This window comes from Streptomyces sp. E2N166 (genome assembly GCF_003671715.1).
Lineage (GTDB): Bacteria > Actinomycetota > Actinomycetes > Streptomycetales > Streptomycetaceae > Streptomyces > Streptomyces thinghirensis.
This window is the reverse complement of record NZ_RAIF01000032.1, coordinates 1,631,770-1,644,913: the sequence shown is the minus strand read 5'-3', so window position 1 is coordinate 1,644,913 and position 13,144 is coordinate 1,631,770. Positions and strand designations below refer to the sequence as shown.

Here is a 13,144-nt window from a genome sequence, read left to right as displayed (position 1 = left end):
GCCGCCCCACCCGGTGGGCCGAAGGACGCGTACATCGGGCTCGCCCCGATGCGCAACGTCACCGCAAGGGACTGGCCGAGCTGGTACGCGGAGCACCGGGTGCTTCCGTACCTGCGCCGCGCGGTCGACGCCGGCACCCTCCGGCAGGCCGAGGCGGCCGATGTCGAGCGGGTCTGCGAGCGGCTGCCCGAACTGGCGGGGCCCGCGGAGCCGCCCGCCCGGCTGCACGGCGACCTGTGGAACGGCAACGTGCTGTGGGGGGCCGACGGGCGGGTCCACCTGATCGACCCGGCCGCGCACGGCGGGCACCGGGAGACCGACCTGGCGATGCTGCGCCTCTTCGGCTGCGCGCACCTGGACCGGATCCTGGACGGCTACGAGGAGACCGCGCCCCTCGCCGACGGCTGGGCCGGACGCGTCGGCGTGCACCAGCTCTTCCCGCTGCTGGTGCACGCCGTGCTTTTCGGACGCGGCTACGCCGAGCAGGCCCTCACGGCGGCCCGGACGGCACTACGGCGCCCCGGCTGAGCGTCAGCGCGTCACGACGTGCCGCTCGTTGGGGACGCAGTGGGTCATCGTCAGACCCGCGACGTCACGCGGCGGGTTCTTGCCGAGGTTGGCCAGCCGCTCGCGGTCCTCCTCGGTGAGGTCCTGACTGGCCAGCGGCTCCAGATCCGACACGTCGTGCGGGCTGATGCCGATCCCCTCGCCGACCCGCAGGCCGAGGTCGTTCTCGACCAGCAGGAAGTGCCACACCATGCGCTCCTGCACCGGCCGGTCGCACTGGGAGAGCAGGTTGACGAAGTTCGCCACGAGGTCGTCGCGCTCCCACGGCTCCAGCAGCAGATAGCGCTGCCCGGCCTGCATGTAGTCGTTGGTGCGCGGGATGCGCTTGCGGGTGAGCCGCCCCTGGATCTCCGGTCCCTGCTCGTCGTGCGTGGGGTACTCGCCCTCGCGCAGGCCGCCGGTGATCGACGGCTCGTAGTTGACGATCGGGTTCTCGCCGCCGCCGTCCTGGTGGTAGGCCATCTGGCCGTCGCGCTGGTTGGTGCGCACGTTCGCGTTCTTGGCCTGGTTGACGGGCAGCTGGAGGTAGTTCGGGCCGACCCGGTAGCGCTGGGTGTCGCTGTAGGAGAAGGTGCGGCCGACCAGCATTTTGTCGTCGGAGAAGTCCAGCCCGTCGACGAGGACGCCGGTGCCGAAGGAGATCTGCTCGTTCTCGGCGAAGTAGTTCTCCGGCATCCGGTCGAGCACCATCCGGCCGACCGGCTTCGCCGGGAACTCCTGCTCGGGCCAGGTCTTGGTGTCGTCGAGCGGGTCGAAGTCGAGCTCCGGGTGGTCGTGGTCGTCCATCATCTGGACGAGCAGCTCCCACTCGGGGTACTCGCCGCGCGTGACCGCGTCGTAGAGGTCCTTGGTCGCGTGGCCGAGGTTCTGGGCCTGGACGTTGGCGGCGTCCTCCTCGGTCATGCTGCGGACGCCCTGTTTGGGCATCCAGTGGTACTTCACGAGCTTCGTCTCACCGGCCGCGTTGACCCACTTGTAGGTGTTGACGCCGAAGCCCTGCTGATGGCGGTAGTCCGCCGGGATGCCGCGCGGGCTGAACAGGTTGACCAGCATGTGCATGCACTCCGGCGTCTGCGACATGAAGTCGAAGATGCGCCGCGGCTGCTGCTCGAAGGTCACCGGGTCCGGCTTGAGGGCGTGGATGACGTCCGGGAACTTGATCGCGTCGCGGATGAAGAAGACGGCCAGGTTGTTGCCGACGAGGTCCCAGTTGCCGTCCTCGGTGTAGAACTTCACCGCGAAGCCGCGGGGGTCGCGGGCCGTCTCGGCCGAGTCGCGTCCGCCGATGACGGTGGAGAACCGGACGGCCAGGTCGGTGCGCTTGCCCCGCTCCTGGAACAGCTTGGCCCGGGTGTAGCGGTCGATCGGCTCGTCGCCCCAGGCGCCGTACGCCTCGAAGTAGCCGTACGCGGTCACCCCGCGGGCGTGCACGACGCGCTCGGGGATGCGCTCACGGTCGAAGTGGCTGATCTTCTCCAGGAACTGGTAGTTCTCCAGCGTGGCGGGGCCGCGGGCGCCGACGGTGCGCTGGTTCTGGTTGTCGTAGACGGGGTGCCCCTGCCGGTTGGTGAGCACCTTGCGGTCGTCGCCCGGGGTGGATCCCTGGCTCGATACGTCCGTCATGTTCGTGGGCTCCTTCGACTCGTGGCCGGCCTCGGACGCGGCCCTGAGCTGCGAGGCGGCCGTCGGCCGCGCACATGGGCGCCCCGGGTACCCCGCGGTGCGTCATCCGACACATACCGATTTGCACTTGTTTCCCGCATCTCACGCCGAGGACCCGGAAGCCCGGGCGCCGGGCGTCCGGGTCCTCGCGGACGGACCGCGCTCAGCCGCCGTTCAGCCGTGCGCGCAGCAGCCCCTTGCCCAGTTCGGCGCCCTTGCGGCTGTCCGACTGCGCCTTGCGGAACAGCTCCGCGACCTCGCTGTCCTTGTTGCGCTCCGCGTCCTGGATGTACGTCTCCAGGCGCAACGCGTTGTTCAGGCACGACTCGACGTACCAGATCAGGTTGTAGTCCTTGTCCTGCGTTCCGGTCACGCCGCCGGCCTCCGTGCCGCTGGTCATGCGGACCTCCTCTTCGAGGTTGTTCGTTCCGAAGTGCGGGCCGGGTACCCGGGGCGCCATGGGGCACACGGCGTTCGCGGGCACGGAGTCGGACCCGGGCCCCGACCCGGAGCCGGTCTCGGACCCACGGGCAGTCGTGTCCCAGTGGGTCACATGTCCCAATGAGACATTTCAGGTGTACTCTCGGAGGCATGACGGCGACGAAGCCCTCCCCCACCCCCGAGGACCGGCGGCAGCGCAAGGCGCGGCAGACCCGCGACGCGCTGGCCACCGCCGCCTGCGACCTGATCCTGGAGCGCGGGGCCGCGGCGACCACGGTGGAGGCCATCGCCGAGCGCGCGGACGTCACGCGCCGCACGTTCAGCCGGTACTTCGCCGGCAAGGAGGACGCCGCCCTCGACTTCGTCCGCCGGGACGGCGACCGCATCAACGCGCTGCTGCGGTCCCGCCCCGCCGGCGAGCCGCCCCTGCTCGCCTATCGCAGGGCCGTGCGCGACTGGCTGGCCGACCGGGACGACCCGGCCTGGCACGTGCGTCCCCGCATGCGCCGGCTGCTGGCCCTCGCCGACAGCGAGCCCGACCTGTTCGCCGCCTACCAGCGCATCCGGGTCGACGCCCAGGAGGAGTCGATCCGCATCGTCGCCGACCGGCTCGGCACCGACGACGCCCGGGACGTGCGCCCGGCCGCCCTCGTGGACGCCGCCGCCGGAGTCCTGATCGCCGCCCTGCGCCTGTGGGCACGCGGCGACGACCGGGACGCGGGAGCCGCAGACCTCGCCGCCCTCGTGGAGCGGGCCTACGACGCCCTGACCTCGGAGGCCGCGGCCGCGACCCCCGACAGCACCACCGAAGAGTGAGAGCACCATGAGCACCACCACCCCCGCCGCCGAGTTCACCGGCCGTACCGCCCTCGTCACCGGCGCCGCCTCCGGCATCGGCCTGGCCACCGCCCGCCGCCTCGCCGCCGGCGGCGCGAACGTCGTCGTGGCCGACCACAACGCGGAGGGCGCCGAGAAGGCCGCCGCCGAGCTGGTCGCGGAGGGCGTCAAGGCCGCCTCGGTCGAGGTGGACGTGACCCGTCCGCAGTCCGTCGAGGCCGCGGTGAGGTTCACCGTCGACACCTTCGGCGGCCTGGACCTCGCCGTGAACAACGCGGGTATCGGCGGCCCGAGCGCCCCGACCGGCGAGTACGACATCGAGGCCTACGACCGCGTCGTACGCACCAACCTCGACGGGGTCTTCTACTCGATGCGCCACGAGCTGCCCGCCATCGAGGCCACCGGAAAGGGCGGCGCCATCGTCAACGTCGCCTCCATCCTCGGTTCGGTCGGCTTCGCCGGCTCCCCCGCCTACGTCGCCGCCAAGCACGGCGTCGTCGGGCTGACCAAGGCGGCCGCCGCCGAGTACGCGGCCAAGGGCATCCGGGTCAACGCGGTCGGCCCCGGCTTCATCGACACCCCGCTGCTGAAGGCCATGGACGAGGCCGCCTACGACGGCCTGGTCGCCCTGCACCCGGCCGGCCGTCTCGGGCGATCCGAGGAGGTCGCCGAGCTCATCGCCTTCCTGCTGTCGGACCGGGCGTCCTTCGTCGCCGGCAGCTACCACCTGGTCGACGGCGCCTACACCGCCGTCTGAGACCCGCCGCAGCACGGCCGGCCGCACGACAGCCGGCCGCACAACAGGGGGCCGTCCGGGGGGAAGAACAAAGGAGTTCAGCCATGAAGGCACTGCAGTACCGCACCATCGGGGCGCCGCCCGAAGTGGTCACCGTCCCCGACCCGGAGCCCGGCCCCGGCCAGGTGCTGCTGAAGGTCACCGCCGCCGGCGTCTGCCACTCCGACATCGCGGTGATGAGCTGGCCCGCCGCGGGCTTCCCCTACGAGCTGCCCCTCACCCTCGGCCACGAGGGCGTCGGCACGGTGGCGGCCCTGGGCGCCGGAGTGCGGGGCCTCGCCGAGGGTGACGCGGTCGCCGTGTACGGCCCCTGGGGCTGCGGCACCTGCGCCAAGTGCGCCGAGGGCAAGGAGAACTACTGCCTGCGCGCCGACGAGTTGGGCATCCACCCGCCGGGGCTCGGGCGTCCGGGGGCGATGGCCGAGTACCTGCTCATCGACGACCCCCGGCACCTGGTCCCGCTGGACGGGCTCGACCCCGTCACGGCGGTGCCGCTGACGGACGCGGGGCTGACGCCGTACCACGCCGTCAAGCGGTCGCTGCCCAAGCTGGTCCCCGGGTCGACCGCGGTCGTCATCGGTACCGGCGGCCTCGGCCACGTCGCCATCCAGCTGCTGCGCGCCCTGACGTCCGCCCGGGTCGTCGCCCTCGACGTCAGCGAGGAAAAACTGCGCCTCGCCCGTGAGGTGGGCGCGCACGAGGCGGTGCTCTCGGACGCGAAGGCCGCGGACGCGGTGCGCGAACTCACCGGCGGCCTAGGCGCCCAGGCCGTGTTCGACTTCGTCGGAGTGGCGCCGACCGTGCGGACCGCGGGCGCCGTGGCCGCCGTCGAGGGCGATGTCACGCTGGTCGGCATCGGCGGCGGATCGCTCCCCGTCGGCTTCGGCCTGCTGCCCTTCGAGGTGTCGGTGAACGCCCCCTACTGGGGAAGCCGCAGCGAGCTCATCGAGGTGCTGGACCTGGCCCGCGCGGGCGCCGTGTCGGTGCACACCGAGACGTACTCCCTGGACGACGCCCCGCTCGCCTACGAGCGGCTTCACGAGGGGAAGGTCAACGGCCGTGCGGTGATCCTGCCCCACGGCTGACCGCCCGCCCCTTCCCGCGCCACGGGCCCGGACGCGGACCTTCGACTCGGCGCGCGGTGCCGACGACCACTTGGCGTTCGGCGTCGGAGTCACCGATGCGCCGGGGCTCCGCCGGCCCGTGCGGAGGTCCTGACGGCGGCGCTGCCCACCCTGTTCGAGAGGTTTCCGGAGCTGCGCCTGGCCGTGGGGACCCCGACGGAGTCGGCGGAGGGGGCGCGACCGGTCCCCCGTTCCGGTCGTGCCCCCTCGGTCCGTCGAACCTACGTGGACGGCTCGGCCGTTGTGAATCGTCTCGATGCCCGCTGCCGGGCCGCGGGGACTCACCCGTGCACAGGTGAGTCCGGATGGTCCGGTTTCGTCCCAAGCAGGCGTGGCTGGTCGAGGTCGCCCGCCGCCAGATGGGCGAGCACGACCTCGTACAGGTCGCTGCCCGCGGCGAGCAACTGGCGTTCCAGGACGGGCTCGGCGCTGCGGACGTGCTCGCGCACGGTCTGGGCGTGCACGCCGAGCGTCCGCGCTGCCCGCTCGGCGTTGCCGCCGACGGCGATCCAGGTGCGCAGCGTGCGCCGCAGGTCCCGGGGGTCCGGTTCCAGGCGGCCGAGCAGGTCGCCGGCCCAGGTGCGCAGCGCGGGCCCGGCCAGCAGATCGGTGAGACGGGCGGGGCCGGGGCGTTCGGTGCCGCCGGGCTGCTGCGCGAGGCCGGCCTGGGCGTTCAGGGCGAGGTGGACGGCGGCGCGGGCGGTCAGGTCGGCGAAGTCCGTCCGCAGCAGTCCCTCGACCCGGTCCATGCGGGCGCGGACCGTGTTGCGGCTGACGCCGAGGACCTTCGCCGTGTTGACGGCGGTGAACTCCAGGCCGAGCCGAGTGGTGGCGAGGAGTTCGGCGCGGGTGTGGTGCGGCAGGCCGTCGAGAGGGCGCAGCAGGTGGAGCGTCCAGCCGTGCAGCGCCGCCGGGTCCATCAGGCGCTCGGGACGGGTCCGCTCGGCGTACACGGCCGCCTTGTCGGCGCGGAACCGGGCGACGGCCAGGGCGCTCACGGCCTGGCCGTACGCGGTGGCGGTGCGGGCGAGGCTCTGCCGGGCGCTGCCGCCGAGGAAGACGCCGGGGAGACGGCCGACGAGCGAGCGCAACTCCTGACCGGCCGCCTCGCCGGGCGTGAGGACGATCACGTGCCCGTCCATGGCCGGGCACCGTACGACGAGGGCCCGTTCGCCCGTCGCCGACAGGCACTCCTCGGCGAGCCGGTCGCGCTCCTCGGGGCTGCTCTCCACGACGTAGACACACGCCTCGTCGGTGTCGAGGAGACCCGGCCAGAGTCCGGCGGCCACACGGCGGGCGGAGACGGTGTCCTCCACCATCAGCAGTTGCAGGATGGCCAGGCGCAGGTCGGCGGTGGCCCGACGCAGCCGGTGTCCGGCCGCGGTCGACTCGTGGCCGGCCAGCAGCAGCTCCACGACCTGCGCGGTGTGCGTGACGATGTCGGAGACCCGCCGGTCGAAGGGGGCCTCGCGCGCCACCGCGAGGACGGCGGCCGACGCCGAGTGGACCCGCTCCACGCGGACGAGCCGCAGATGACGACCCCGGTCCTCCAGGGCGGCGGAGGCGATCCGGCCGCAGGTGATGTCGGCGACCAGGTCCTCGTCCAGCGGGGTGCGGGTACCGGCCAGCAGGCGGCCTGCACCGTCCTGCAGGGACACGGCCGCGTGCGCGGTCCGGGCGAGCCAGGTCACGACCCTGCGTACGTCGCGTCCGGCCGGCCGCAGGTGGTCGAGCAGTTCCGCCGACCAGTCCGCGTCTTCACCGGCCCCGGCTCTCCACTGCCGTGCCCCGTCCTCTCGGCCCGCCACGTCGGCCTTCTCCTCGCCCTAGCTTGACCCTCGGCCCAGGCCGGGGACGTTACCGCATGGCTGAGCGCGCACGGCACTTCCGGCGGACGCGACGATCCGGAACGGACGACCGCCGAGCCGCCGACCGGGCCTGTCGGCCCGGCGCCCGCCTACGGGCATAAGCTCGGTGAATGGCGAAGTACTTCGACGTGCACCCCGACAACCCCCAGCCGCGCAGCATCACCCAGGTCGCCGACAGCGTCCGCTCAGGGGCGCTGATCGCGTATCCGACGGACTCCTGCTACGCGCTGGGCTGCCGACTGGGCAGCCGCGACGGCATCGACCGCATCCGGTCGATCCGGCAACTGGACAGCCGGCACCACTTCACCCTGGTGTGCCAGGACTTCGCGCAGCTCGGTCAGTTCGTACAGATCGACAACGACGTGTTCCGGGCGATCAAGGCGTCGACACCGGGCAGTTACACCTTCATCCTGCCGGCGACGAGGGAGGTGCCGCGCATGCTCCAGCATCCGAAGAAGAAGACCGTGGGCGTGCGCATCCCGGACCACGTCGTCACGCAGTCCCTGCTCACCGAACTCGGTGAACCACTGCTGTCCAGCACCCTGCTGCTGCCCGGCGAGGAGGAGCCGATGACCCAGGGCTGGGAGATCAAGGACCGGCTCGACCATGTGCTCGACGCGGTGATCGACTCCGGGGACTGCGGCACCGAGCCGACCACGGTCGTCGACTTCTCCGGCGGTGAGGCGGAGATCGTGCGGCGGGGCGCGGGCGACACGGCCAGGTTCGAGTAGCCGCCGCCCACCACCGGGGGACCGCCGCACTCCCCCGGAGCCACGTGCCAGGATGACCACGATCCGCCGGTGACGCCGGCGGATCGGGCACCGAGGCACGACAGAAAGGCAGTCCCCCATGACCGCCGTACAGGGAACAGCCGTCGACGTCCCCACCGACGAGGGCACCGCCGACGCCTACCTCACGCATCCCGCCGACGGGAGCCCGCATCCCGCGGTCCTGCTCCACATGGACGCCTTCGGACTGCGCCCGCAGCTGCGGAACATGGCCGACCGGCTGGCCGGTGCCGGGTACACGGTCCTGGTCCCCAACGTCTTCTACCGGCACGGGCGGGCGCCGGTCGTGGAACTGCCCGAGTTCGTCGACCCGGGGGCTCGGCCGGACATCTTCCAGCGCCTCGGGCCGATCATGCGGTCGCTGACGCCCGACCGGGCGATGCGGGACGCCGGGGCCTACCTGCGGTGGCTCGCGGACTGCCCGGCGGCGGCCGACGGCCCGGTCGCGCTGACCGGCTACTGCATGGGTGCCGGGCTCGCCCTGCGCACGGCCGGCACGTATCCGGACCGGGTCGCCGCGGCGGCCGGTTTCCACGGCGGGAACCTGGCGACCGAGGGACCGCTAAGCCCGCACCTGGTGGCCGGGCACATCACCGCCGAGCTGTACTTCGGCCACGCGGACCACGACGACTCCATGCCGCCCGAGCAGCAGGAACGCCTGACGGCGGCGCTGACCGCGGCCGGCGTCCGGCACCGCTGCGAGGTGTACGGCGACGCCCCCCACGGCTACACGCAGGCCGACACCGCGGCGTACGACCCGGAGGCGACCGAGCGGCACTGGGCGGCGCTGCTGGACCTCCTGAAGCGGACGTTCTGACGCGTACGGCTGCGAAACGGCGGTGCCGGGCCGGAAGTTGACGGGGCTCCCGCGCCGGGCCCGGTCCCGGGCGTTGTTACCGTGCCCGGGTGTCTGACTCCTCACGTGATACCGCCGAAGGCGCCGGCTGGGGCTCCGCCGAGCGCGGCTCCTACCGAGCACTCGTGCCGCAGCGCACCGAGAAGCTGTCCTGGCTGAGTCCGAGAACGCTGTGGGCCGCCCGCAACGGCGTGCTGGCCTCCTGGTTCGGGGACCCCACGGGCCGGACCCGGGGCCGCTGGGTGGCGCGGCGGACGGCGGACGGGGCGCCGGCCGACAAGGTGATCCGGCGCGACGACCCGGACCGGTTCTCCTTCCTGGTCGTCGGCGACACCGGGGAGGGCGACGACCCGCAGTACGCCGTCGTCCCCGGCCTGCTGAAAGAGGGTCAGGACACGCGGTTCGCCGTCCTCGCCAGCGACGTGATCTACCCGGTGGGCAGTGCCGACGACTACGGCACGAAGTTCTTCCGCCCGTACCGCGACTACCCGGCACCCATATACGCGATACCGGGCAACCACGACTGGTACGAGGACCTCGGCGGCTTCATGCGCGTCTTCTGCGACGACGCCCCGCCCCTGCCGCCGGAACCCGCGCCGCGCCCCCTCACCCCCGCCTGGCTGCGGTCCCTGCTGTGGCACCGGCCGCGCCCGGACGACGGCCGGCGTCTGGACGAGGCGCGCGAGATGCGGTCCGCGCCCGCGCAGCAGGCCGACCAGCCCGGACCGTACTGGGCGATCGACGCCGGACCGGTGCGGATCATCGGCATCGACACGGGGCTGCTGGGCACGGTCGACGCCGAGCAGGGCGCGTGGCTGCGGGAGGTGTCCCGGGGCCCGCGGCCGAAGATCCTCGTCACCGGCTCACCCCTGTACGTGGACGGCGAGCACCACCCGTGCCCCATAGAGGGCGGCGGCACGGTCGACGACCTCGTGCGCGATCCCGGCCACCACTACGTCGCGGCCATAGGCGGCGACATCCACAACTACCAGCGCTATCCGGTCGACGTGGACGGCCGCACCGTCCAGTACGTCGTCGCGGGCGGCGGCGGGGCGTTCATGCACGCCACCCACACCATCCCCCGCGTTTCGGTGGCCGGCGTCGACGAGCAGGACTTCCGCTGCTATCCGCTGCGCGGCGACTCCCTCGCCTTCTACAGCCGGCTGTACGGCCGCCGACTGCGACTGCGCCGCTTCTTCACCCTCACGGAGGCCGAGGCGACGGCCGTGATCACCGAACGCCTCGGCATCCGCCCGGCCCGCGCCCCGGGTTCGGCCGCGCGGGTCACCCGGCGCACCAGGCTGGTCGCCGGGCTGCTGGGCACCGGACGGCGGCCCGGTCGCGGGAAACGGTTCCGGCTGCCCGTGCGCAAGATCTACACGCAGTTGTTCTCGCCGAGTTCGGCGACGTACGACCCGCCCTTCTTCAAGTGCTTCCTGCGTCTGGACGTCGCCCCGGACGCCGTCCGGCTGCGCTGCTACGCCGCCACCGGCAACCGGGCCCAGGAGCTGGACCCGCCGGTCGAGGACGAGGTGACGATCCCGCTCGTCTGACGGCTCACCAGCGTCCCGGTTCGCTGCCGGCGATCGCTTTCGAGGGAACGCCGCCGACTCCGGCCGGCACGTCGCCGGCGAGCATCACGCGGTGCATGGTCCGGGGGTGGTCGAGGTGGGCGTTGTCGCTCGGGGCGAGGTGGATGGTGGCCCGGTTGTCCCAGAAGGCGACGCTGCCCGGCTCCCAGCGGAAGCGGACGGTGTACTCGGGCCGGGTCGCCTGCTCCAGCAGCAGCTGAAGGACCGCCGCGCTCTCGGGACGGGAGAGCCCGGCGATCTGTTCGACGTAGTAGCCGTTGACGAACAGCACCCGCTCCCCCGTCTCGGGGTGGACGCGGACCAGGGGGTGCACGGTCGCGGTCTGGTGGTCGAGCAGGTGGCGGACGTAGGCGTCGTCGCCCGGCCGGGGCTGGTAGCCGACGCCGAGGCGGTGTTCGGCGCGCAGTGTGTCGACGAAGGCGCGCATCGGGGCGGACAGCCCGGCGTAGGCGGCGGCGAGGTTCGACCAGGTGGTGTCACCGCCGTACGGCGGGACCGTCTCGGCACGCAGGATCGTGGCGGCCGGCGGGTCGACGCGGGCGCCGTGGTCGCAGTGCCAGCCGCGCAGCAGCGTGTGGCGCCGGCGCCGCAGCCACTCGTCGTGGTCCATCCCGAACCGCCCGCCCAGCTCCAGCCGGTCGGCGGTCGTCTCGACCTCCGGGAAGTCCGCCGGCGACGCCTTGCCGCGCCGGGGCAGGACGACCGGCTCGCCGAAGAGGCGTGCGAACGCGACGTGTCCGGCGTGGTCGAGGCGCTGGTCGCGGAAGAACACCACCTTCCAGCGCAGCACCGCCGCCCGGACCACCGCTGCCTGCGCCGCGCCGAGGCCGCCGGCCAGGTCGACGCCGTCGATCTCGGCGCCGATGTGCCCGGCGACCGGTTTCACCTCGATCCCGGCCGCCTCGGCCGCCGTACGTTCCGCCGTTGCCCTGTCCGTCGTCATGCGCGCTCCGTTGCTCGGTCCGTCGTCGGTCGTTGGTCGGTCGTAGGGCGCCGGCCGTTCGTTCGTGCGTGTCGGCTCCAACGGAGATCGTGGCAGACCCCCTCCCGCGCCGTCCGGTTGATCACCGCTCGCCCCGTGGGCGACGCTGGACGGGCGGCACACCGCCGTACACATCCAGGGAAGGTCCCCACGTGATCAGCATCCCGACGCACACGCTCAACGACGGCACCCCGCTCCCCGCCCTGGGGCTGGGCACCTGGCCGATGACGGACGACGAGGCGGAGCGGGCGGTCCGCGAGGCCCTGGAGACGGGCTACCGCCTGATCGACACGGCGACGAACTACCGCAACGAGACCGGCGTCGGCCGCGGCGTGGCCGGCAGCGGGGTTCCCCGCGAGGAGATCGTGGTGACGACCAAGCTGCCCGGCCGGCACCACGGCTACGAGGAGACCCTCGCCTCGTTCGAGGAGTCCCGTGCCCGGCTCGGACTCGAGTACGTCGACCTGTACCTGATCCACTGGCCGCTGCCCCGCGTGGACAAGTACGTCGACTCCTGGAAGGCCATGGTCAAGCTGCGCGAGGACGGCCTCGTACGCTCGGTGGGCGTCTCCAACTTCACGGCCGGGCACATCGAACGCCTGGAGAAGGAGACCGGCGTCCTGCCGTCCGTCAACCAGATCGAGCTGCACCCGCTCTTCCCGCAGGACGAGCTGCGCGCCTTCCACGAGCGCAGGGGCATCCGCACCGAAAGCTGGAGCCCGCTGGGACGCGGCAGCGACCTGCTGGACGATCCGGCCCTGGTCGCGGTCGCCGACGCGCACGGCGTGACGCCCGCCCAGGCGGTACTGCGCTGGCACACCCAGCTCGGGGCGGTGCCCGTCCCGAAGTCCTCCGACCCCGCGCGGCAGCGGGCGAACCTCCACGTCTTCGGCTTCGAACTGGACGCCGGCCAGATGCGCACGGTCGCGGACCGCGCGCACCGGCGGATCGGCGGCGACCCGGAAGTGCACGAGGAGTTCTGACCGGGGTACCCGGCCCCGGTCGTCGCACATCTCCCTGGAAGGAACCACAGGCGGTGGTCGAGGGGACCGGGCCGCGGGACTACCGCGGCAGGCGTGACTTCGGCATGCCCGGCGGGGCGCGGGGCGTCCTCCGAGGGGTTCGGGAGGGCGGCGCCCCGCTTCGTCGTGCAGATCCACGACGCGAGCACCCCGCACTTCGGCTTCCGGCTCCAGGTGGCCGACGTGCTGAAGTCCTGGGCGGTGCCGAAGGGACCGTCGGCGGACCCGAGTGACAAGCGGCTCGCCGTGCCGACGGAGGGCCATCCGCTGGAGTACCAGGAGTTCGAGGGCGTGATCCCCGCTGGCGAGCACGGGGTTCGGCACGGTCATCGTCTGGGACCACGGCACCTACGAGCCGCTGAGCCACGACCGCCGGGGACGGCCGGTGGACCTCGGGGAGTCGCTCGCGCGCGCCCACGCCAGGTTCCGGCTGCACGGTGCGAAGCTGCGCGGCGGAGTACGCGCTGACCCGTTTCCGCGGTGGGAGGGCGGCGACGGCGAGGAGGCGTGGCTCCTCGTGAAGACGGCCGGCGGCGGGTCCCGCGGGCACGGTACCCCCGGCCCTCGGCGTGCCCGGTCCGCACGGACCGGCCGCACGCTCGCGCGGGT

At 73.0% G+C, this 13,144-nt stretch carries 12 protein-coding genes and 2 pseudogenes; 10 read left to right on the top strand and 4 right to left on the bottom strand.

Features of this window, described 5'->3' with window-relative positions:
* Nucleotides 1-528 (top strand): fructosamine kinase family protein (locus tag EBH09_RS34420; protein WP_153182761.1); only part of this gene is annotated, 528 nt, incomplete at its 5' end.
* A gap of 3 nt (nucleotides 529-531) precedes the next feature.
* Here the strand turns inward: EBH09_RS34420 and EBH09_RS34415 are convergent.
* A complete protein-coding gene (locus EBH09_RS34415; RefSeq protein ID WP_121750717.1) occupies nucleotides 532-2,190 on the bottom strand; it encodes a catalase in 1,659 nt (552 codons plus the stop codon).
* A gap of 202 nt (nucleotides 2,191-2,392) precedes the next feature.
* Nucleotides 2,393-2,629 (bottom strand): hypothetical protein, encoded by a 237-nt coding sequence (locus EBH09_RS34410; protein ID WP_121751153.1) that lies wholly within the window; start codon nucleotides 2,627-2,629, stop codon nucleotides 2,393-2,395.
* A 191-nt stretch (nucleotides 2,630-2,820) separates the two neighbouring features.
* On the opposite strand from EBH09_RS34410, the gene EBH09_RS34405 reads away from it, so the two are divergent.
* The 4 genes and pseudogenes from EBH09_RS34405 to EBH09_RS39585 form a co-directional block, all read left to right on the top strand.
* Nucleotides 2,821-3,486, top strand: coding sequence for a TetR family transcriptional regulator (locus tag EBH09_RS34405; RefSeq protein ID WP_193776686.1), 666 nt, complete (start codon nucleotides 2,821-2,823; stop codon nucleotides 3,484-3,486).
* A gap of 7 nt (nucleotides 3,487-3,493) precedes the next feature.
* Nucleotides 3,494-4,264: an SDR family NAD(P)-dependent oxidoreductase gene (locus EBH09_RS34400; protein WP_121750715.1), complete on the top strand. Its 771-nt coding sequence runs from the start codon at nucleotides 3,494-3,496 to the stop codon at nucleotides 4,262-4,264.
* An 83-nt stretch (nucleotides 4,265-4,347) separates the two neighbouring features.
* Entirely contained in the window at nucleotides 4,348-5,388 is a 1,041-nt protein-coding gene (locus EBH09_RS34395; RefSeq protein ID WP_121750714.1) for an NAD(P)-dependent alcohol dehydrogenase, read from the top strand.
* Nucleotides 5,389-5,412: 24 nt separating this feature from the next.
* Nucleotides 5,413-5,574 (top strand): annotated as a pseudogene (locus EBH09_RS39585) (cytochrome P450); the annotation flags it as partial.
* A 134-nt stretch (nucleotides 5,575-5,708) separates the two neighbouring features.
* Here EBH09_RS39585 and EBH09_RS34385 read toward each other — a convergent pair.
* On the bottom strand, nucleotides 5,709-7,235 hold the full coding sequence (locus tag EBH09_RS34385) for a helix-turn-helix domain-containing protein (protein WP_121750713.1): 1,527 nt from the start codon (nucleotides 7,233-7,235) through the stop codon (nucleotides 5,709-5,711).
* A gap of 170 nt (nucleotides 7,236-7,405) precedes the next feature.
* Between EBH09_RS34385 and EBH09_RS34380 the strand changes: the two genes are divergently transcribed.
* The 3 genes from EBH09_RS34380 to EBH09_RS34370 all read left to right on the top strand — a co-directional run bounded on the left by EBH09_RS34380 (nucleotide 7,406) and on the right by EBH09_RS34370 (nucleotide 10,492).
* The gene (locus EBH09_RS34380) at nucleotides 7,406-8,026 is read left to right on the top strand and encodes an L-threonylcarbamoyladenylate synthase (RefSeq protein ID WP_193776685.1); all 621 of its coding nucleotides are present in this window, start codon (nucleotides 7,406-7,408) and stop codon (nucleotides 8,024-8,026) included.
* A 118-nt stretch (nucleotides 8,027-8,144) separates the two neighbouring features.
* Nucleotides 8,145-8,900 (top strand): dienelactone hydrolase family protein, encoded by a 756-nt coding sequence (locus tag EBH09_RS34375; RefSeq protein WP_121750712.1) that lies wholly within the window; start codon nucleotides 8,145-8,147, stop codon nucleotides 8,898-8,900.
* A gap of 89 nt (nucleotides 8,901-8,989) precedes the next feature.
* Nucleotides 8,990-10,492, top strand: a complete 1,503-nt coding sequence (locus EBH09_RS34370) for a metallophosphoesterase (protein ID WP_121750711.1) — start codon at nucleotides 8,990-8,992, stop codon at nucleotides 10,490-10,492.
* 4 nt (nucleotides 10,493-10,496) lie between these two features.
* Here EBH09_RS34370 and EBH09_RS34365 read toward each other — a convergent pair whose 3' ends face one another.
* A complete protein-coding gene (locus tag EBH09_RS34365; RefSeq protein WP_121750710.1) occupies nucleotides 10,497-11,474 on the bottom strand; it encodes a TauD/TfdA family dioxygenase in 978 nt (325 codons plus the stop codon).
* 191 nt (nucleotides 11,475-11,665) lie between these two features.
* Between EBH09_RS34365 and EBH09_RS34360 the strand changes: the two genes are divergently transcribed.
* Together EBH09_RS34360 and EBH09_RS34355 are read left to right on the top strand one after the other, a co-directional pair.
* On the top strand, nucleotides 11,666-12,496 hold the full coding sequence (locus tag EBH09_RS34360; protein WP_121750709.1) for an aldo/keto reductase: 831 nt from the start codon (nucleotides 11,666-11,668) through the stop codon (nucleotides 12,494-12,496).
* 104 nt (nucleotides 12,497-12,600) lie between these two features.
* Nucleotides 12,601-13,144, top strand: a pseudogene (locus EBH09_RS34355) (DNA polymerase ligase N-terminal domain-containing protein); the annotation flags it as partial.

What these genes read in the sequence shown, in the direction of transcription:
- EBH09_RS34365 (WP_121750710.1), bottom strand. Translation starts at nt 11,474, where the DNA reads ATGACGACGGACAGGGCAACGGCGGAACGTACGGCGGCCGAGGCGGCC.
- EBH09_RS34410 (WP_121751153.1), bottom strand. Translation starts at nt 2,629, where the DNA reads ATGACCAGCGGCACGGAGGCCGGCGGCGTGACCGGAACGCAGGACAAG.
- EBH09_RS34400 (WP_121750715.1), top strand. Translation starts at nt 3,494, where the DNA reads ATGAGCACCACCACCCCCGCCGCCGAGTTCACCGGCCGTACCGCCCTC.
- EBH09_RS34415 (WP_121750717.1), bottom strand. Translation starts at nt 2,190, where the DNA reads ATGACGGACGTATCGAGCCAGGGATCCACCCCGGGCGACGACCGCAAG.
- EBH09_RS34375 (WP_121750712.1), top strand. Translation starts at nt 8,145, where the DNA reads ATGACCGCCGTACAGGGAACAGCCGTCGACGTCCCCACCGACGAGGGC.
- EBH09_RS34380 (WP_193776685.1), top strand. Translation starts at nt 7,406, where the DNA reads ATGGCGAAGTACTTCGACGTGCACCCCGACAACCCCCAGCCGCGCAGC.
- EBH09_RS34405 (WP_193776686.1), top strand. Translation starts at nt 2,821, where the DNA reads ATGACGGCGACGAAGCCCTCCCCCACCCCCGAGGACCGGCGGCAGCGC.
- EBH09_RS34395 (WP_121750714.1), top strand. Translation starts at nt 4,348, where the DNA reads ATGAAGGCACTGCAGTACCGCACCATCGGGGCGCCGCCCGAAGTGGTC.